Below are 19427 nucleotides of genomic sequence, written 5' to 3'. Positions count from 1 at the left end.
GCTACAAGACGCAGGTGCCATCGCTTACCCCCGAACAGGCGGTTCATGGCGGGAGCGCCCGTCGATATGCGCAAACCGGCCCCTGCCCTCGCTGCCGCATCGACAGAATCAACTGAACGCCAGCGCGCTTGCTCTACAGCGGACCGTGACGCTTCCCGCGAATGGCTACGCGTGGGCACAGCAGGATCAGAGGTGCGCCGCTGATGCGCTTTGCCGGACCTCAAGCGTCACAGCGCAACCTGCAAGGAAGACGTGTCAGATCACGCCTTTTCCAACCCGAATGGATCATCGACCGAAAAGCTCGGCTCGGTGAACCAGTGCGCTCCATCGTCAGCCATGTAGAAGTGGTCCTCCAGGCGAACGCCAAAGGCGCCGGGTACGCAGATCATCGGCTCGTTGCTGGCACACATGCCGGCGTCCAGCGGCAACGTGTTGCCTTTGACGATGTAGGGCGCCTCGTGCAGCTCCAGCCCAACGCCATGACCCGTACGGTGTGGTAGTCCCGGCAATGCGTAGCCCGGCCCGAACCCATTGGCTTCGATGACTCGGCGCGCCGCCAGATCCAGGGACTCGCATGTCGCGCCGAGCACCGCAGCCTCGAAGGCTGCCTGCTGTGCGGCCTTTTCGACATCCCAGACACGTCGCTGCTCAGGCGTGGGTTCGCCAAACACGTAGCTACGCGTAATGTCCGACTGGTAGCCGTGCAATTGACAACCCGTATCGATCAGCACCATATCGCCTTTTTCCAGCCCCTTGGGGGCCAATACGCCATGTGGAAAAGCGGTATCCGGCCCGAACAGCACGATGCAGAAAGTGGAGCCCGGCGCACCTACCCGGCGATGCGCCTGCCGGATGAACTCGGTAACGTCGGCGGCCGACATGCCTTCCTCAAGCATGCTGGCTGTGGCCTGATGGACCGCCAGGGTCATCGCCTTGGCCTGGCGCAGCAGCGCGATTTCGGCAGAGGACTTGTACATGCGTAGATCATCAATGAGCGGCCCGCCATTGATGAATCGATAGCCCGAATGGCACTCACGAATGCCATCGAACATGAAGAACGGCAGGCTGGGGCACAGTGCGATGACGGCATCGCCGCCGGGCAGCACACCGAGACCGTGCAGGACATCGCCCAATAGCGCATAAGGGTTCTCGTGTTCCTGCCAGGTGCTGATGGGGCCGTCCACCACCATGAAGCTCTGTACGGTGCCACGCTCGAACGCTGGCGCGATGTAGTGGAGCGGCCCATCGGCCGGCAGTACGGCCGCCACCAAGCGTTCGCTGGCCTTCCAAACGATGCCACTGAAGTAGTGCAGGTTGCTCCCGGCATTGATCACCAACGCGTCAATGCCGGCCTCTCGCATCGCAACCTGTGCCCGCGCCAGCCGCTGTTGGTATTCCGCAGGCGCGATTGCTTGCGCCCCTGCCGTCATGTCCTGCAGTCGATCCAGGGCCGCCGCAGCCGACACACCACCCACACCAAGCGTCATGGCACACTCCAATTAATTAAGCTTCACTTAAATTAGAACGAAAATCACCGGCCGTGAAGCGTTAATGTTCGGAACGAAATACACGAAGCGCACCGGTATACTTCGACCTCATACCAGCAAGGCGATACTCCATGACCGTAGAGCACATCGGCGAACGGCTACGGCGCTACAGACGCGCTGCAGGCAAGACACTCAACCAGGTCGCCGCCGAGGCCGGACTGACAGCCAGCTTCCTTTCCCAGGCTGAACGCAATCTCTGCGGAGTCTCCATCTCGTCGCTGGCCAATATCGCGCGTGCCATTCAGGTGCCATTGAATACGCTCCTGGAACAGCCGGAGCAACAAAGCCCGGACTCGCATACCAACGAGCGGGTCCGCTACACCGTTGGCAGCCAGCCGCTTGTATACGAGCGTCTCTCGAGCTCTTTCCCGGGCAATCCGCTAAATGCTGTGAAAATGAATATCCCGGTCGGCTATGAGTCCGAGCTGATCGCGCATGAAGGCGTCGAGCTGGCCTACGTATTGACCGGTCACGTGACGTACTTTATCGAGGGCCGCGCCTATCCGCTGGGCATCGGCGACTCGGTGCATTTCGATGCGTCCAGGCCTCACAGGCTGGTCAACTCAGGGGCGGCAGCAGCTGAACTCATCAACGTGACCACAATGCCACTTTTCGACGATCGCCGGGCGTATTGATCCGTAAGCGACACGATCGCCCCGTTTTCGGGCACGCCGCTCAATATTAGTGCGGCTTAAATTTTGAATTGACGGAGATTTCAGCTTCACTTAATTTCGGGATGCACGCTGGCTTGGAATCATCCAAGACCGCCCGCGTCCTCGCCCACAAGGCGTGGCCATATAACAACTCGACGAGGCTCCGCATGCGCAAGACCGCTCTCTTTTCCGCGTTGCTGGCAACCGGCCTATTGGCCGCCAGCCCGATGGCATCCGCTGCCAAGGGCACGCTGGTTTACTGTTCCGAAGGCAGCCCGGCCGGATTCGACCCGGGCCAGTACACGACCGGGACTGACTTCGATGCGAACTCGGAGACCATGTTCAACCGCTTGGCGGAATTTGAGCGCGGCGGCACCAAGGCGCAACCCTCATTGGCGACGTCCTGGGATATCAGCGAGGACGGCAAGACCTACACCTTCCACCTGCGTGAAGGCGTGAAATTCCACACCACGGACTATTTCAAACCGTCCCGTGAGTTCAATGCGGACGACGTGGTATTCACGTTCCAGCGCATGCTGGACAAGAACCATCCCTTCCGTAAGGCCTACGCCACGGAGTTCCCGTATTTCACCGACATGGGTCTGGACGCCAACATCGCCAAGGTAGAGAAGGTCGACGACATGACCGTCCGCTTCGTCCTGAACGACGTCGACGCAGCCTTCATTCAGAACCTGGCGATGAACTTCGCAGCCGTCCACTCCGCGGAGTATGCCGATCAACTGCTGAAGGCCGGCAAGGCCGCGGATATCAACCAGAAGCCGGTTGGTACTGGCCCCTTTGTCTTCAACCGCTATCAGAAGGACGCCGTCATTCGCTTCAAGGGCAACCCGGACTACTGGGACCCGGACAAGGTGAAAGTCGAAAACCTTCTGTTCTCGATCAATACCGACGCGCCGGTTCGGATGCAGAAGATCCGCGTGGGCGAATGCGACATCACGCTGAATCCTCGCCCGGCCGATATTGAAAGCCTGAAAGCGGACAAGAACCTCAACGTTCCGACCGAGCCGGGTTACAACCTGGGCTATATCGCCTACAACGTCACCCGCGCGCCATTCGACAAGCGTGAAGTCCGCGAAGCGTTGGACATGGCGGTCAACAAGAAGGCCATCATCGACGCGGTCTACCAGGGTGCCGGTCAACTGGCCGTGAACGGCATGCCGCCGACCCAGTGGTCCTACGATGAATCCATCAAGGATGCACCCTACGATCCTGACAAAGCCAGGGAATTGCTCAAGGCTGCGGGCGTGAAGGAAGGTACGGAGATCACGCTATGGGCCATGCCGGTCCAGCGTCCCTATAACCCCAACGCAAGGCTGATGGCTGAAATGCTCCAGAATGACTGGGCCAAGGTCGGCATCAAGGCGCGCATCGTCAGCTATGAGTGGGGCGAGTACATCAAGCGTGCCCACGCTGGCGAACACGACGCCATGCTCATCGGCTGGACCGGTGACAACGGTGACCCGGACAACTGGCTCGGTACGCTGTACGGCTGCGCTTCGGTAGACGGCAACAATTTCTCGAAGTGGTGCGACAAGGAGTACGACGACCTCGTCGTCGCTGCGAAGCGCATCACGGACCAGGCCGAACGCACCGCGTTGTACGAGAAGGCGCAGGCCGTCCTGAAACGTGAAGTTCCGATTACGCCCATCGCGCACTCCACGGTCTACCAGCCCATGCGCAAGGACGTTAAAGGCTTTGTCATCAGCCCCTTCGGTCGCAACAGCTTCAGCGGCGTAAGCAAGGACTGACCACGGCGTTGGGTAGCCTGCCTGCCGGGCTGCCCAACGCGTACGTCCTAGAACCGCGGCACGCATGCTGCTTGAGGAATGTCTGAACGACGTCATGGTCCGAACCAGAACGGCCAAGCGCAGCATGTGCTTGCCGTGAACCGAAGACCATCGCGCACGCCGCGCCGTCGAAACGGATATCACCGCCTTGCCCCGTCCGGGGCACTCAGGAGTTGACGACCACGATGCTTAGCTTCATCGCACGCCGCCTGGCGCTGCTGATCCCGACTTTCTTCGGCATCACGCTTCTGACCTTCGCACTGATACGCCTTATTCCGGGCGACCCGGTGGAAGTCATGATGGGTGAACGCCGGGTGGATCCCGAGCTGCATGCCCAGGCCATGGAGCGCCTGGGGCTCAACAAGCCGCTCTACCAGCAGTATTTCGACTACATCGGCCAGCTCGCCTCGGGCGACCTGGGCGAATCCCTCCGGACACGCACCAGCGTCTGGGATGAATTCACCACGCTGTTCCCGGCCACGCTTGAGCTGGCTATTGCCGCACTGATCTTTGCGGGCATCTTCGGACTACTGGCGGGCATGATAGCCGCGCTCAAGCGAGGCTCCATCTTCGATCATGGCGTGATGGGCCTGTCGCTCACCGGCTATTCGATGCCGATCTTCTGGTGGGGTCTGATCCTCATCATGGTGTTCTCGGTCGACCTGGGCTGGACGCCGGTCTCCGGCCGCCTGAGCCTGCTCTACGACATTCCCCCCGTGACCGGCTTCATGCTCATCGACACCCTGCTGTCCGATGAGGAAGGCGCGTTCATGGATGCTGTCCGCCATCTGATCCTGCCCGCAATCGTGCTCGGCACCATCCCGCTTGCCGTCATCGCGCGCATGACCCGCTCGGCGATGCTCGAAGTCTTGCGTGAGGATTATGTCCGTACCGCCCGCGCCAAGGGGCTGTCGCCACGCCGGGTCGTCTTCGTCCACGCCCTGCGCAATGCGCTCGTACCCGTGGTCACCGTCTTCGGCCTGCAGGTCGGCACGCTGCTGGGCGGTGCCGTGCTGACCGAAACGATCTTTTCCTGGCCGGGAATCGGCCATTGGTTGATCGAGTCGATTGGTGCCCGTGATTACCCGGTCGTACAAAACGGCATCCTCTTGGTGGCGTGCCTGGTGATCCTCGTGAACTTCACTGTGGACATCCTCTACGGGCTGATCAACCCACGCATCCGGCATCAACGGTGACCCCATGACCTCGAAAGCGCCTTTACCCATGACGCCGTCGACCGATGCGGCCCTGCACTATCCATCCCCGTTTCGCGAATTCTGGACCGCCTTCAGCCGTAACAAGGGCGCGCTGGCCGGCCTGATCTACATGGCGCTGATGGTGTTCTGCGCCCTCTTCGCGCCCTGGATCTCACCTTACGACCCCACGGATCAATTTCGCGACTTCACGCTATTGCCCCCCGCCTGGATGGAGGGCGGCGACACCCGCTTCCTGTTGGGCACCGACGAAGCGGCCCGGGACATGCTCTCGCGGTTGATCCACGGTGCGCGCCTGTCGATGCTGATCGGCCTGGCTTCCGTCGTGGTTTCGTTGATACCGGGCATTCTGCTGGGCCTGGTCGCGGGTTTTTCGCCCACCCGCCTGGCACCACCCATCATGCGCCTCATGGACGTCATGCTGGCCCTGCCCTCGCTGTTGTTGGCCGTCGCGATCGTCGCCATCCTTGGCCCAGGCTTGATGAACACGATCTTCGCGATCGCCATCGTCTCCCTGCCGGCCTACGTCCGACTCACCCGTGCGGCGGTCATGACCGAACTCAACCGTGACTACGTAACCGCATCGCGGATTGCCGGCGCGGGAACGCTGCGCCTGATGTTCGTGACCGTCCTGCCGAACTGCATGGCGCCGCTGATCGTTCAGGCGACACTGAGCTTCTCGACAGCAATTCTCGACGCCGCCGCATTGGGCTTCCTTGGACTGGGCGTTCAGCCGCCGACACCGGAATGGGGCACCATGCTCGCCTCCGCGCGGGACAACATGCAGCGCGCGTGGTGGGTGGTCTCGCTGCCCGGCCTCGCCATTCTCCTCAGCGTTCTGGCCATCAACCTGATGGGCGACGGGCTACGCGATGCGCTCGACCCCCGCCTGAAGAATGCAGCATGAGGTACGAACCGATGAAACCGACCTCCCTGCCTCCCGTGTTGCCACACGCCCTGCTGCGCAGTCCAGCCGTTTCGGAGGCGCTGATACGATGAGCCTGCTTGATATTCGTAACCTGAATGTCCGTTTCGGCGGACCTGATGCACCACCTGTAGTCGAAGGGCTGGATCTTTCGGTCAATGCCGGCGAGGTGCTCGCCATTGTCGGTGAGTCCGGCTCAGGCAAATCGGTCACCATGATGGCGCTGATGGGCCTGATCGACCCGCCTGGTGTCGTCACGGCAGACCAGATGCTGTTTCTGGGACATGACCTGCTGACCATCAAGGGCCGCCAACGCCGTCGCCTCATCGGCAAGGACATGGCCATGGTCTTCCAGGACCCGATGACCGCCCTCAACCCGGCCTATACCGTCGGCTACCAAATCGAGGAAGTCATCCGTCAGCACCTTGGCCTGAAGGGCCGCGCTGCCCGCCAACGTGCGCTGGAGCTGCTGCAACGGGTCGAGATTCCGGCTGCTGAAAGCCGGCTCGATGCCTATCCGCATCAGCTGTCCGGGGGCATGAGCCAACGGGTTGCGATTGCCATGGCCATTGCCGGCGAGCCGCAACTGCTGATCGCCGACGAGCCCACTACGGCGCTGGACGTCACCATCCAGGCGCAGATCATGGACCTGCTCCTGGCATTGCAGCGCGACCAGAACATGGCCTTGATTCTCATCACGCACGACCTTGCTGTGGTGGCCGAGACGGCGCGCGATGTCTGTGTAATGTACGCCGGCCAGGCGGTCGAGAAGGGCCACATTCCGGCCCTGTTCGACGCCCCGGCACATCCGTATACCGAAGCACTACTGGCCGCGATCCCCGAACACGGGGACCGCACACGCCTCGCCACCCTTCCGGGTATCGTTCCAGGCCGTTATGACCGACCGAACGGCTGCCTGCTGGCGCCGCGCTGCCCGTACGTGCAAACCCGCTGTGAGAAACGCCCTGCGCTGGAACCTTACGATCGCGGCGCGGTGCGTTGCTTCTTCCCGCGCAACATGGCGCCGGGCGAAGCGCCCGATGTCCATCCGGAATCGCATTACGCTTCGCGAGGAGAACGTCATGTCCGTTGAGCAGACAACCAACGCCCCCGTTCTTCTGGCGCGTGATCTGACGCGCCACTACCGCGTATCACGCGGCCTGTTCAAAGAGGACGCCACCGTACGCGCATTGAATGGCGTCTCCTTCGAGCTGGCAGCGGGGGAAACGCTCGCGGTCGTGGGTGAATCCGGCTGCGGAAAGTCCACCCTGGCCCGCGCACTGACGCTGATCGAGGAGCCGACGTCGGGCTCCCTTCAGATCGGTGGCCGCGAGGTCACCGGCGCCAGCAGGGAAGATCGCCAGCACCTGCGCCGTGACGTGCAGATGGTCTTTCAGAACCCCTATGCATCGCTCAATCCGCGGCAGAAGATCGGCGACCAACTCGCCGAACCGCTTCTGATCAACACCGACCTCAGCCGCGATGAACGCCGTGAGCGCGTGCAGGCCATGATGCGCCAGGTGGGCTTGCGGCCCGAGCACTACCAGCGCTATCCCCATATGTTCTCGGGAGGCCAACGTCAACGGATCGCCCTCGCCCGTGCGATGATGCTCACGCCCAAGGTGCTCGTCGCCGACGAACCCACCTCCGCGCTGGACGTCTCGATCCAGGCGCAGGTCCTGAACCTGTTCAAAGATCTTCAGGAGGAACTCGGCACCGCGTACGTGTTCATTTCGCACAACCTCGCTGTGGTCCGGCATGTAGCCGATCAGGTGTTAGTGATGTACCTGGGCAAGCCTGCCGAGATGGGCCCTCGTGATCGACTCTATGAGCGCCCGCTGCACCCCTACACACAAGCCCTGCTGTCAGCGACGCCATCGATCAAGCCAGACCCGAACAAGCCACGCATCAAGATTCGGGGCGAGCTGCCCAATCCCCTGTCGCCGCCCTCCGGCTGTGTGTTCAATACACGCTGCCCACATGCGACCGATCGTTGCCGTACCGAGGAACCGGCCTTCCGCGAAGTGGATGGCCGCAAGGTCGCCTGCCACTACGCCGAGACATTCATCGAGCCCCAGCGGATCGCGACAGCGTCCTGAAAAGCGTACCAGGCAGAAAAAAGCCCTGCGTGTGCAGGGCTTCTCCTTGGACCCAGGCGATCAGATATAGAACGACTTCAACGGCGGGAAGCCATTGAACTCTACAGCGCTATAGCTCGTTGTGTAGGCGCCGGTGGAGAACCAGTACAGACGGTCACCGCTGGAAAGGTTGAGGGGCAGACCGTATTTGTAGTGCTCGTACATGATGTCCGCACTGTCGCAGGTAGGGCCAGCGATGACGACCTCCTCCATCTCGCCCCTCTTTTCGGTCCATATCGGAAACTTGATGGCCTCATCCATCGTTTCGATCAGGCCGGAGAACTTGCCCACATCAGTGAAGACCCAACGCTCGACCGCTGTGCGCGACTTGCGCGACACCAGCACGACCTCGCTGACCAACACGCCGGCGTTCGCGATCAGCGAGCGCCCAGGCTCGAGGATGATCTCGGGCAGGTCATCGCCGAAGTCTTCCTTCAAGAAGCGCGTGATTTCCTCGGCATAGGTCTTGAGGTCATTGGTGCGCTGGATGTAGTTGGCTGGGAAGCCTCCGCCCATATTGATCATCTGCAGCGTGATGCCGTCTTCCTGCTGGAGGCGCTCGAAGATCACCTTCACCTTGGCGATGGCTGCGTCCCAGACGTCGATGTCGCGTTGCTGCGAGCCGACGTGGAACGACAGGCCGTAAGGTACAAGACCCAGTTGTTTGGCGAGAATCAGCAGGTCCAGCGCCATGTCCGGGTTGCAACCGAACTTGCGTGACAGCGGCCAGTCAGCCGAGGTCGAGCCCTCGGTCAGGATGCGCACGTAGACCTTGGAGCCCGGCGCGGCCTTGGCGATGTTGCGCAGGTCGGCCTCGGAGTCGGTTGCGAACATGCGGACGCCCTTCTCGTAGAAGTAGCGGATGTCGCGGGCTTTCTTGATGGTGTTGCCGTAGCTGATGCGCTCCGGGCCGACGCCGGCGCTCATGACCTTGTCCAACTCGTAGATCGAGGCGATATCGAAGTTCGATCCCTTGTCGCGCAACAGCTCGGTGATCTCGATTGCCGGGTTGGCTTTCACGGCGTAATAGATCTTGGCGAACGGGAAGCTGCCAACCAGATCGTCGTACGCTTGCGCGATGGTAGCCGTGTCGATGACGACAAACGGGGTCTCCTTTTCATCGGCAAACGCCTTCAGTTTGTTGAAGGTTTCGCGGGGGTAGTAGTCTTCGATCTTGATCGACATGCTGGGCTCCAGTTGGCGGAACGGAAAAGGGTCGGCCGATAGCCGATGGCAATGGGAAAAGCCTGCAGAGAGGGCACCCGCGTAACCGGACACGCATGCTTCACATGCTCTCCAGCGGCTGCTCCATCCCTTCCGAACGCCCGATCAGTTTCCCCATTTTGGTTCGCCTACTTCCCAAGGCTTGTCGCCGAGCATCGCCGATCGCGGTTGGAAACCAGCGATCTCTCGTCGTCAGTACTTGAGCCGGATGGATCGTTGCCAGCATGGACGTTCGGGCGCGAACTTTAGGGCGTGAGGGGCACGAGATCAACGAAAAATTCGACCGCGTCACCCCCGCATTGCCAACCCATACCTTTAACCGACCGGCATGACCTTTTGATGTTCCCCGGACGACCCGTCAGGCGTTGATCCGCTCCAGCGCAAGGCCCTGCGTGCGAGGGCCGAACACGCCGATCGTGAACATGACGATGAGCATACTGACCACGATGAAAACGACGACGCCAGGGGTGCCGAAGCTCTCCAGGAACAGGCCGATGACGACGCTGCTGAACACCGTGGACAAGCGACTGAACGAGTAGCAGAAGCCCACCGCTCGCGCCCGAATGTGCGTCGGGAACAGCTCGGTCTGATAGCCGTGATAGCTGTACGTCAGCCATGCGTTGCTGAAGGTGATCATGACCCCGCAGAGCGTCAGCCAAAGCGGGTGGCTCTGGAACGCGAACAGGGTGCCGAAAATGACGGTGCACAACGCAGAGCAGACGATCTGCCATTTGTTCTCGAACCGGCTGGTGACCTTCATGCAGAACAGCGAGCCCAACGGGTATGCCAGGGTGATGACGAAGGCATAACCCAGGCTGTGGGTAACGCTGACACCCTGCCCCGAAATGAGCTTGGGCAACCAGTTGCCGAAGCCGAAGAAACCAATCGCCTGAAAGATATTGAACACGATCAACATCAACGTGCGCTTTCGGTATAAAGGGCTCCAGATATCGGCAAAACGCCCCTTGGTGCTTACGCCGAATATCTCTGCCTTCGGCGAAGGCAGCGCTTTACCCGTTTCCGCAGCCACCCGCTCTTCGATGGGCCGCAGCACGGCGTCCGCTTCGTCGAACCGGCCATGCTGGGCCAACCAACGAGGCGACTCGGGAAGGCGACGGCGCAGCCACCAGATGAACAGCGCGAAGATCGCGCTGAAGAAAACGACCCAGCGCCAACCGGACACACCAAAAGGTGCCTGCGGCACCAGCCACCAGGAAAGCAACGCGACGGTCGGGACCGAGGAGAACATGATGAAGAAGCCGAACGCGAAAGCCTTGCTGCGCATGTCCTTGGGAATGATCTCGGACAGGTAGGTATCGATCGTCACCAGTTCGACGCCCAGCCCGATACCGACAAGAAAGCGCATCACAATGACGCCGATCGCCGTTGTCTGCAGGCCCATCAATACCGTGCAGACCGTATAGGCGATCAATGCAAAAACGAACACGTTTCGACGGCCGAATCGATCCGCATAAGGCGTGAGAAGGCTTGCGCCGATGAACAGCCCCAAAAACGTTGCCGCCGCGAAGGATGCCTGGTCCGAGATCCCGAACACGCCTTCTGCACCATTGGCAAAGATCCCGTCGGCGATAAGCCCGGGACTGATATAGGCCGTCTGAAACAGATCGTAGAGTTCGAAAAACCCGCCAATCGAGAGCAAGGTAACAAGCAGCCAGAGACTCCGCGACGGAGGGAGGCGATCGATACGGGCGGAGATTTCGGCCGCACGGTTCGTATCGACGGGCAGGGAAGACGTAGCGTCGGCACCGATTGGGGCAACGTATGACATTGGCAAACATCCGGTTTTATTTGGTTACATCCTACCGGACGGGGCTATTCCCAAGATTGCCTATATAGACGAAAAAGGGGCTACTTGCGCAATTTAAGCCCGATCAGAATCTCTTTATCAGCATTTTATTGCGCCGCTTCATCGCATGACGACATATCTACGCATCCCCACCCGCCATCCACGTTGATCGCTGGTGCTCAATCTGGCGGGGAGACTTCTTCGCCCATTGGGACCATTTCGCTTCAGCACCGAGGATTGCGGGTCATGCATAGGGTTGAAAGGCTTAAGTCCTGCGCCTACTCCGTTTCCTGGCTGGGCTCAAGCTCACCACCACGAAGCAACGAACGGCGTCAGGTTCACCCATTTCCAGGGCTTTCTGGCCGGGTGGGTACGGCTATGTCCGCGACCTGGTAACGCCCGCATTCCTCTGTGGTGCGGGGCCGTAGGGTGGAATCCCGAAGGGCTTCCACCGTTTACCTCGAACGGCACGATCCGCGTTGTATCGGCTCGATACCGGTTGTGCGCGCCTTGGAAACAACGGCTGTGATCAAGGGCGGCGTTTTCGGTCCCATCCCTTCGGTGGGTGTCGCGTCGCTAACCCACCCTACCTCAGGCTGCCGATCTTCGAAGCTCTCATGGCCGCTTCGGCGCGGCAATTTCATTGGAGGGCGACGCCCGCTCTCCACATCCTTCCGCGCAGCACGTAGCGGGCACGCCCTTGCCGCCATACGCAGCAACGAAACTTGCCCTGCGCTACACGGCCGTCGATTTCACAAAAGCCCCGTGCTGCGCCACGAGCCCCAGCCCGACGGCCATACCCACCGATCCGCCATCATTCCTGTATAATCCGCGCCCAATTTTTCGCTTTTCCTATCAGGTTCGCCGCATGACCACCCAGGCCGCCGAAGTCGCCAAACGCCGTACGTTCGCCATCATTTCCCACCCCGATGCCGGTAAGACCACCATTACCGAAAAGCTCTTGCTGATGGGCAAGGCGATTGCCGTGGCGGGTACCGTGAAATCGCGAAAGTCCGATCGTCACGCGACGTCCGACTGGATGGAAATGGAGAAGCAGCGCGGCATCTCCATCACGACCTCGGTCATGCAGTTCCCCTACCGGGAACATATGGTCAACCTGCTGGACACCCCCGGCCACGAGGACTTCTCCGAAGATACCTATCGCACCCTCACGGCCGTCGACTCGGCGCTGATGGTGCTGGACGGCGGTAAAGGCGTCGAGCCTCGCACCATCGCCCTGATGGATGTCTGCCGGCTGCGCGACACACCCATCGTCAGCTTCATCAACAAGCTGGACCGCGATATCCGCGACCCTATTGAGCTGCTGGACGAGATCGAAGCCGTCCTCAAGATCAAGGCGGCACCGATCACCTGGCCAATCGGCTCCTACCGCGACTTCAAAGGTGTCTATCACCTGCGCGAAGACAAGATCATCTGTTACATCCCCGGCCACGGGCATGAGCGCATCGAAGCCAGGATCATCGACAAGCTGGACTCGGACGAAGCCCGCGCCCACCTTGGCGACCTCTATGATGATTTCGTCGAGCAGCTGGAACTGGTTCAGGGCGCCTGCCATGAATTCGACGAGCAGGAATTCCTCGAAGGCCGCATGACACCGGTGTTCTTCGGTACTGCGCTCGGCAACTTCGGCGTCGACCAGGTGCTCGACGCCATCGTGGATTGGGCACCGCGCCCCCTGAACCGCGCCGCCCATGAGCGGGTCGTGGAGCCGGTGGAAGAGAAATTTACCGGCTTCGTCTTCAAGATTCAGGCGAACATGGACCCGAAGCACCGGGACCGCATCGCGTTCATGCGGATTTGCTCGGGCAAGTACGAGAAAGGCATGAAGATGCGCCACGTGCGTCTGAAGAAGGATCTGAAGATCGCGGATGCCCTCACCTTCTTCTCCAGCGAGCGTGAACAGCTGGAAGAGGCCTATGCTGGCGACATCATCGGCCTGCACAACCACGGTACGATCCAGATTGGCGACACGTTCTCGGAAGGCGAAGTGCTCGGTTTCACCGGCATCCCGCACTTCGCGCCCGAGTTGTTCCGCCGCGTCCGCCTCAAGGACCCGCTGAAATCAAAGCAGCTACGCCAGGGTCTGCAGGAGCTTGCCGAGGAAGGCGCCACCCAGGTGTTCTTCCCCGAACGCAGCAACGACATCATCCTCGGTGCGGTGGGTGTGCTGCAGTTCGACGTGGTCGCAAGCCGCCTGAAGGAAGAGTACAAGGTTGAATGTGCCTACGAGGCCATCAACGTCTGGTCCGCACGCTGGATCGAGTGCGACGACAAGAAGAAGCTCGAGGACTTCAAGGTCAAGGCGTTCGAGAACATCGCCATTGATGGTGGTGGCCACCTTACCTACCTGGCGCCGACCCGCGTCAATCTCAGCCTTATGGAAGAGCGCTGGCCCGACGTGAAATTCCGCGCGACCCGCGAGCACCACTGAGTGGTCGTCTTTGTCTCCGTAGCCCCTTGACCGAATGGGTTCTACGGAGACTTGAACGCGCACATTCCCTCTAGTGCCCTCAGGCAGCGAAGTCCTTTGCTGCCGTTGCCACGAAACATGCATCGGGACTAAAGGGCATATCCCTGTCACATTGCTATAGCGGGTAACCCCAGCACGCCCGTCAGCGCCGCCATCAGGCGGCGCTGCAGGACCCGATCACGCCCCTAGATACGCATCCCTAACCTTCGGATCGTTCAGCAGTTGCTCGCCGCTACCCTGCATTACGATATGGCCGTTTTCCAGAACATAGCCCCGATCGGCAAGCTTGAGTGCCTGGTTGGCGTTCTGCTCGACGAGGAAGACGGTCACACCGTCGCGGCGCAGCTGCTCGATGATCTCGAAGATCTGCTGGATGATGATAGGTGCAAGGCCCAGTGAAGGCTCGTCCAGCAACAGGAGCTTTGGCTTGCTCATCAGCGCCCGGCCGATGGCGAGCATCTGCTGTTCGCCGCCGGACATGGTGCCGGCGCGTTGATTGAAACGCTCCTTCAGCCGTGGGAACAGGTGCAGCACCTTGTCGAGCTGCTCCTGGTTGTCACGCTTGTTGCCGAAGAACCCGCCCATGGCAAGGTTCTCCTCCACGGTCAGGCGTGCGAACACGCGGCGCCCCTCCGGGACCACGGCGATGCTCTTGCGCATGATCTCCGGGGTATCCATGCCAACCAGTTCTTCGCCCTGGTAACGAATGCTGCCTTCGGTTGCCCGCGGGTTACCGCACAGCGTCATCAGCAACGTGGACTTTCCCGCACCATTGGCCCCGATCAACGTGACGATTTCGCCTTGGCGCACCTCGACGCTGACGCCATGCAGCGCCTGGATCTTGCCGTAGAAGGTGGAAACGTTCTCGAAATAAAGCATCACGCCTCCCCCAGGTAGGCTTTGATCACGTCCGGGTTGTCCCGTACCTGCTGCGGCCTACCGTCCGCGAGCGGTGTGCCCTGGTTGATCACGAAGATGTGGTCGGAAATGCTCATCACCAACTTCATGTCATGCTCGATAAGCAGGACAGTCACGTTGTGCTCGTCGCGAAGCGTCCCGATGAGTGCCTTGAGATCCTCCGTCTCGCGGGGGTTGAGGCCAGCGGCCGGCTCGTCGAGCATGAGGATGCGCGGGCGGGTCATCATGCACCGGGCGATTTCCAGTCGGCGCTGCTGACCGTACGCCAGCGTACCCGCCGTGCGATTGGCCACGTCGGTAAGGTTCACACGATCCAGCCAGAACGCTGCATATTCCATGGCCTCGCGCTCGCTGCGCCGGAACGCAGGGGTTTTGAACAGGCCAGCGAGAAAATTCGTGTTCAGGTGCCGGTGCTGTGCAATCAGTAGGTTCTCGACCGCGGTCATGTCCTTGAACAGGCGAACGTTCTGGAACGTTCTCACGACACCCTTGCGCGCAATCTTGTGGCCCGGCAGCCCCTCGATTGCCTCATCACCGAGCAGAATGCGACCGGACGTGGGCTTGTAGAAGCCGGTCAGGCAATTGAAGACGGTCGTTTTGCCGGCACCGTTGGGGCCAATCATCGAAACAACCTGCTTCTCCTGCACGGTCAGGTTCACCCCGTTGACGGCCAGCAGGCCGCCGAAACGCATCGACAGGTCACTGACCTGCAGAATCGGACGGCTCATTGCTTCAACTCCAGGTGCGGACGCTGCATCGGGATCAGGCCCTGCGGACGCCAGATCATCATGAGGATCATCGTCAAACCGAAGATCAGCATGCGGTATTCGTTGAAATCACGGATCTCCTGCAGGAGCACCATCACGGCGGCGGCGAAGATGATGCCCAGCTGCGAACCCATGCCTCCCAGCACCACGATCGCCAGGATCATGGCCGACTCGATGAAGGTGAAGGATTCAGGCGTCACCAGCCCCTGGCGCGCCGCAAAGAAGCAGCCTGCGAAACCGGCAAACGACGCACCGATGGTGAAGGCGGACAGTTTGACCGTCGTCGGGTTGAGGCCCAGCGCACGGCAGGCGATCTCGTCTTCACGAAGCGCTTCCCAGGCGCGGCCGATCGGCATGCGCATGAGGCGATTGATGACGAACAGGGCAGCTACGACCAGCAACAAGGCAATCAGGTAAAGAAAGATCACCTTGTAGGTCGAGTTGTAGGACATTCCGAGGAAGTCATGCACGGTCTGCACGCCTTCCGGCACCCGTCGCTCGAAGGACAGCCCGAACAGTGTCGGCTTGTGCTCGTTGGCGACGGTGATGCCGTTCGGGCCACCGGTCAGGCCGGTCAGGTTGCGCAGCATGATGCGGATGATTTCGCCGAAGCCCAACGTCACGATGGCCAGGTAGTCGCCTCGCAATCGCAATACCGGGAAACCCAGTAGAAACCCGAACGTGGCGGCCATCAACCCTGCGATGGGCAACGCTGTCCAGAAGCCGAAGCCTGCGTATTCAGCCAATAGCGCGTAGGTATAGGCGCCTACCGCGTAGAAACCGACATAGCCCAGGTCAAGCAGGCCAGCCAGGCCGACCACGATGTTTAGACCGATGCCGAGCATGATGTAGATGAGCATCAGCGTGGCGATATCCACCGCGGCGCGCGTGCCGAAGAACGGCCACGCCAGTGCGACGATCAACAGGCCGAACATGATCCAGCGTTGCACGCTGGGCAGGGTCAGCCTGCGCTTGAGGTCCGCGGGCATGGTCGGCAACGCGGCACCTGCGCTGGAGCGCATCAGACGATCACGCAGCAACACATGCCACAGGAAGATCGCCAGCGCAGCACCGGCAATCAGCCAGAGCGTCTCGGCGGTCGCGCCGTGGACCTGCAGGGAAATGCCAACAACCGTCAGCTTGAGGCCCAGTATCGGATAGGAAATGAGGATCAGCAGGACGGCGCTGAACAGGCCGGTCTTGAGATTGCGCGTCATACCTTTTCCACCTCCGGCCGGCCGAGGATGCCCGTGGGGCGGAACAGCAGTACGAGGATCAACAGGCTGAACGCCACGACGTCCTTGTACTGGTCACCGACGAGGTCCGCCCCGAACGCTTCGGCGACGCCCAGAACCAGGCCGCCGAGCACGGCGCCCGGGATGCTGCCAATGCCGCCCAGTACTGCCGCGGTAAAGGCCTTGATGCCAGCCAGGAAGCCCAGGTACGGATTGATTACGCCGTACTGCATGCCCAGCAGTACCGCAGCCACGGCTGCAAGCGCTGCACCGATGACGAACGTCAGCGCAATGATCGAATTGGTATTGATGCCAAGCAGGTTGGCCATCTTCAGGTCTTCCGCGCAGGCGCGGCAGGCACGGCCGAGACGCGAGCGGGAGATGAACAGCGTCAGACCCAGCATGGCCAGGAACGTGACCACGAAGATAAGGATCTGCATGTAGGAAATGACCACGCCGTTCATGGAGCTTTCGCCGAAGACGAAGCTGCCCGGCAACGGGTTGGCGATGGCTTTCTCCTTGGAATCCTGGGCCAGCATCACGGCGTTCTGCAGGAAGATCGACATCCCGATCGCCGAGATCAGCGGGATCAGGCGATTACCGCCGCGCAATGGCCGATAGGCCACCCGTTCGATGCTATAGCCGAAGGCGCTGGTCACGATCATGCTCGCGGCGAAGGCGCAGATCATGATGAGCGGAAGGCTGTCCAGCCCCATCATCGCGAGCAGCGTAATGGCGATGAACGCAATATAAGAGCCGATCATGTACACCTCGCCATGGGCGAAGTTGATCATGCCGATGATGCCGTACACCATCGTGTAGCCGATGGCGATCAAGGCGTAGGTGCTGCCCACAGTCAGTCCGTTAACCAACTGTTGCAGGTAGTGATAGAAGTCAGGCATGGGCGTTTCCCGATGGCGTAGCGCCCGCGTCGGCACCGATTGGCGCTCGACGTCTGGGCTACGCAAGGCGAAGAAGCCTGTGGGGTCGCCTCAGGCTTCAGTCACGTTGGCTTGTATTCAGGCCTCGCGCGGACACTGGTGCCAGAAGCAACGAACGAGTCGCGTCTTCTGGCCACGGCATCGCTTCAGTCGCGAAGGCTAAGGCGCCGGGCTCGCTCCCTGGGCGATGTACCGACGTAGCCGATACCGCCTTTCGGTGGCATCGGCTACGCCGGACATCTGCCCAGAAGAGAAAACAGCAGCCTTATTTGGCTTCGGTCTTGGTACCGTCCTTGTGCCACTCATAGACGACGAAGTCGAAACTCTTCAGGTCGCCCTTCTCGTCGTAGCTCAGCGTGCCGGTCGGCGTCTCGAAGCTGCCCTTGCGCAGTGCCTCGGCAACAGCTTCAGGATCGGCTTCGCCCGCCTGCTTGATGCCCTGCGCGATCACTTCTACCGCGGAATAGGCTGGCAGTACGAAGATGCCGCTCGGATCCTGCTTCTTGGCTTTCAGGGCGTCGACCAGTTCCTTGTTCTGGGGAAGGTCTTCGAATGCGCGTGGCAGCGTGGCCAGCATGCCTTCGGAGGCTTCGCCTGCAATCGCTGTAATTTCGCTGTTGCCTACGCCTTCAGGGCCCATGAAGCGTGCTTCGAGCCCGGCCTGACGAGCCTGGCGCAGCAGCAAGCCCATTTCCGGGTGGTAGCCACCGAAGTACACGAAGTCGACGTTCGCGCGCTTGAGCTTGGAGATGAGCGAGTTGAAGTCCTTGTCACCGGCATTCAGGCCTTCGAAAACGGCAACCTTGCCGCCGCCAGCCTCGACCGAGTTCTTCACTTCGGTTGCGATGCCTTCGCCATACTGCTGCTTGTCGTGCAGAACGGCGATGGTCGAATCCATGTAGTTCGCGAGGATGAACTTGCCGGCAACCGGGCCCTGCAGGTTGTCGAGCCCGATGGTACGGAAGATCAGCTGCGCGTCTCGCGCGGTAATTTCCGGCGCGGTGGCCGACGGCGTCACCATCAGGATGCCTTCGTCTTCATAGATGTCCGAAGCGGGCTGAGTCGAGCTGGAGCACACGTGGCCGACGACGAACTTGACGCCGTCATTGACCACCTTGTTCGCGACGGCAACGGCCTGCTTGGGATCGCACGCATCGTCGTACACGACCGCTTCGAGCTTGGCGCCTTCAACGCCGCCCGCCGCGTTGATGCGCTCGATAGCGAGATCCACACCGGCGCGCACCATGTCGCCGTACTGTGTCACCGGACCGGTCACGGGGCCTGCCACACCGATGCGAATGGTGTCGGCTGCGAGGCTGTAGGAAGCCGCGCCAGCCAGAGCCATAGCAGCGAACAACTGGGAAAAACGATTGATTACCTTCATTCTTCTTGCTCCGTGGTCTTTCTATTTATTGTCATTTCGCACCACGGCCGACGCGGGATCGAACCCAGCGGCCTGCTGCATGGGACATGACTATAGTTCAGGAAACGTTGCTGGACTGATGGCAAAGTGGTCCGGCGGCCGGAATTGTAATGAAGTTGTCGCCAATCGACACGACCTAGCTGCGTTGTGGCGATCGAAGGCAGGGGTTCAGACGATCGGCGGCGCCTCAAGCACGGCGGTTGCAGCTTCACTGTACGGCGCCAGCCAGACAGTCGCCCTTGTTCTGTCACGCCTTCAGCCCTCAATCGAATCGCTGGGCTCAGCCGTCTTGCATGGCATCTGGCGTACACAACCGGACACAAAGGGCTAACATGG

General features: G+C 60.8%; 15 protein-coding genes. 7 read left to right on the top strand and 8 right to left on the bottom strand.

Annotated elements, in window-relative coordinates; all coding sequences use genetic code 11:
• Window positions 1-260: 260 nt before the first annotated feature.
• On the bottom strand, window positions 261-1487 hold the full coding sequence (locus ACY8D3_RS02630) for a M24 family metallopeptidase (protein ID WP_462381477.1): 1227 nt from the start codon (window positions 1485-1487) through the stop codon (window positions 261-263).
• 131 nt (window positions 1488-1618) lie between these two features.
• On the opposite strand from ACY8D3_RS02630, the gene ACY8D3_RS02625 reads away from it, so the two are divergent.
• The 6 genes from ACY8D3_RS02625 to ACY8D3_RS02600 all read left to right on the top strand — a co-directional run bounded on the left by ACY8D3_RS02625 (window position 1619) and on the right by ACY8D3_RS02600 (window position 8246).
• Window positions 1619-2182 carry a helix-turn-helix domain-containing protein gene (locus tag ACY8D3_RS02625; RefSeq protein WP_462381476.1) on the top strand — a complete coding sequence of 188 codons (564 nt, stop codon included), beginning with the start codon at window positions 1619-1621 and terminating at the stop codon, window positions 2180-2182.
• Between the two features lie 185 nt (window positions 2183-2367).
• Window positions 2368-3969 carry an ABC transporter substrate-binding protein gene (locus ACY8D3_RS02620; RefSeq protein WP_462381475.1) on the top strand — a complete coding sequence of 534 codons (1602 nt, stop codon included), beginning with the start codon at window positions 2368-2370 and terminating at the stop codon, window positions 3967-3969.
• A gap of 224 nt (window positions 3970-4193) precedes the next feature.
• On the top strand, window positions 4194-5204 hold the full coding sequence (locus ACY8D3_RS02615) for an ABC transporter permease subunit (protein ID WP_462381474.1): 1011 nt from the start codon (window positions 4194-4196) through the stop codon (window positions 5202-5204).
• A gap of 28 nt (window positions 5205-5232) precedes the next feature.
• On the top strand, window positions 5233-6129 hold the full coding sequence (locus tag ACY8D3_RS02610; protein WP_462384206.1) for an ABC transporter permease subunit: 897 nt from the start codon (window positions 5233-5235) through the stop codon (window positions 6127-6129).
• Between the two features lie 88 nt (window positions 6130-6217).
• A complete protein-coding gene (locus ACY8D3_RS02605) occupies window positions 6218-7240 on the top strand; it encodes an ABC transporter ATP-binding protein (protein WP_462381473.1) in 1023 nt (340 codons plus the stop codon).
• Entirely contained in the window at window positions 7230-8246 is a 1017-nt protein-coding gene (locus ACY8D3_RS02600; RefSeq protein ID WP_462381472.1) for a peptide ABC transporter ATP-binding protein, read from the top strand. The genes ACY8D3_RS02605 and ACY8D3_RS02600 overlap by 11 nt, the downstream gene beginning before the upstream one ends.
• A gap of 60 nt (window positions 8247-8306) precedes the next feature.
• On the opposite strand, the gene ACY8D3_RS02595 is transcribed toward ACY8D3_RS02600, so the two are convergent.
• Window positions 8307-9470 carry a type III PLP-dependent enzyme gene (locus tag ACY8D3_RS02595; protein WP_462381471.1) on the bottom strand — a complete coding sequence of 388 codons (1164 nt, stop codon included), beginning with the start codon at window positions 9468-9470 and terminating at the stop codon, window positions 8307-8309.
• 397 nt (window positions 9471-9867) lie between these two features.
• Window positions 9868-11298, bottom strand: coding sequence for an MFS transporter (locus ACY8D3_RS02590; protein ID WP_462381470.1), 1431 nt, complete (start codon window positions 11296-11298; stop codon window positions 9868-9870).
• A gap of 886 nt (window positions 11299-12184) precedes the next feature.
• Between ACY8D3_RS02590 and ACY8D3_RS02585 the strand changes: the two genes are divergently transcribed.
• Window positions 12185-13768, top strand: a complete 1584-nt coding sequence (locus tag ACY8D3_RS02585; protein ID WP_462381469.1) for a peptide chain release factor 3 — start codon at window positions 12185-12187, stop codon at window positions 13766-13768.
• A 216-nt stretch (window positions 13769-13984) separates the two neighbouring features.
• Here ACY8D3_RS02585 and ACY8D3_RS02580 read toward each other — a convergent pair whose 3' ends face one another.
• The 5 genes from ACY8D3_RS02580 to ACY8D3_RS02560 form a co-directional block, all read right to left on the bottom strand.
• Window positions 13985-14686, bottom strand: coding sequence for an ABC transporter ATP-binding protein (locus tag ACY8D3_RS02580; RefSeq protein WP_462381468.1), 702 nt, complete (start codon window positions 14684-14686; stop codon window positions 13985-13987).
• Complete coding sequence (livG, locus tag ACY8D3_RS02575) at window positions 14686-15453, bottom strand: high-affinity branched-chain amino acid ABC transporter ATP-binding protein LivG (protein ID WP_462381467.1); 768 nt, start codon at window positions 15451-15453, stop codon at window positions 14686-14688. Before livG ends, ACY8D3_RS02580 begins: the two co-directional genes overlap by 1 nt.
• Window positions 15450-16709: a high-affinity branched-chain amino acid ABC transporter permease LivM gene (locus ACY8D3_RS02570; protein ID WP_462381466.1), complete on the bottom strand. Its 1260-nt coding sequence runs from the start codon at window positions 16707-16709 to the stop codon at window positions 15450-15452. The genes livG and ACY8D3_RS02570 overlap by 4 nt, the downstream gene beginning before the upstream one ends.
• A complete protein-coding gene (gene livH / locus ACY8D3_RS02565; RefSeq protein WP_462381465.1) occupies window positions 16706-17629 on the bottom strand; it encodes a high-affinity branched-chain amino acid ABC transporter permease LivH in 924 nt (307 codons plus the stop codon). Before livH ends, ACY8D3_RS02570 begins: the two co-directional genes overlap by 4 nt.
• A 304-nt stretch (window positions 17630-17933) precedes the next feature.
• Window positions 17934-19052: a branched-chain amino acid ABC transporter substrate-binding protein gene (locus ACY8D3_RS02560; protein ID WP_462381464.1), complete on the bottom strand. Its 1119-nt coding sequence runs from the start codon at window positions 19050-19052 to the stop codon at window positions 17934-17936.
• Between the last annotated feature and the right edge of the window lie 375 nt (window positions 19053-19427).

Source organism: Pseudomonas sp. Marseille-QA0892, from assembly GCF_054950135.1.
Note: the sequence above shows the minus strand (reverse complement) of the source record. Positions and strands in the feature narration are given on the sequence as shown.

Coding starts and splice junctions, on each gene's coding strand:
- ACY8D3_RS02630 (WP_462381477.1), bottom strand. CDS start 1,487: ATGACGCTTGGTGTGGGTGGTGTGTCGGCTGCGGCGGCCCTGGATCGA.
- ACY8D3_RS02625 (WP_462381476.1), top strand. CDS start 1,619: ATGACCGTAGAGCACATCGGCGAACGGCTACGGCGCTACAGACGCGCT.
- ACY8D3_RS02620 (WP_462381475.1), top strand. CDS start 2,368: ATGCGCAAGACCGCTCTCTTTTCCGCGTTGCTGGCAACCGGCCTATTG.
- ACY8D3_RS02615 (WP_462381474.1), top strand. CDS start 4,194: ATGCTTAGCTTCATCGCACGCCGCCTGGCGCTGCTGATCCCGACTTTC.
- ACY8D3_RS02610 (WP_462384206.1), top strand. CDS start 5,233: ATGACGCCGTCGACCGATGCGGCCCTGCACTATCCATCCCCGTTTCGC.
- ACY8D3_RS02605 (WP_462381473.1), top strand. CDS start 6,218: ATGAGCCTGCTTGATATTCGTAACCTGAATGTCCGTTTCGGCGGACCT.
- ACY8D3_RS02600 (WP_462381472.1), top strand. CDS start 7,230: ATGTCCGTTGAGCAGACAACCAACGCCCCCGTTCTTCTGGCGCGTGAT.
- ACY8D3_RS02595 (WP_462381471.1), bottom strand. CDS start 9,470: ATGTCGATCAAGATCGAAGACTACTACCCCCGCGAAACCTTCAACAAA.
- ACY8D3_RS02590 (WP_462381470.1), bottom strand. CDS start 11,298: ATGTCATACGTTGCCCCAATCGGTGCCGACGCTACGTCTTCCCTGCCC.
- ACY8D3_RS02585 (WP_462381469.1), top strand. CDS start 12,185: ATGACCACCCAGGCCGCCGAAGTCGCCAAACGCCGTACGTTCGCCATC.
- ACY8D3_RS02580 (WP_462381468.1), bottom strand. CDS start 14,686: ATGCTTTATTTCGAGAACGTTTCCACCTTCTACGGCAAGATCCAGGCG.
- livG (WP_462381467.1), bottom strand. CDS start 15,453: ATGAGCCGTCCGATTCTGCAGGTCAGTGACCTGTCGATGCGTTTCGGC.
- ACY8D3_RS02570 (WP_462381466.1), bottom strand. CDS start 16,709: ATGACGCGCAATCTCAAGACCGGCCTGTTCAGCGCCGTCCTGCTGATC.
- livH (WP_462381465.1), bottom strand. CDS start 17,629: ATGCCTGACTTCTATCACTACCTGCAACAGTTGGTTAACGGACTGACT.
- ACY8D3_RS02560 (WP_462381464.1), bottom strand. CDS start 19,052: ATGAAGGTAATCAATCGTTTTTCCCAGTTGTTCGCTGCTATGGCTCTG.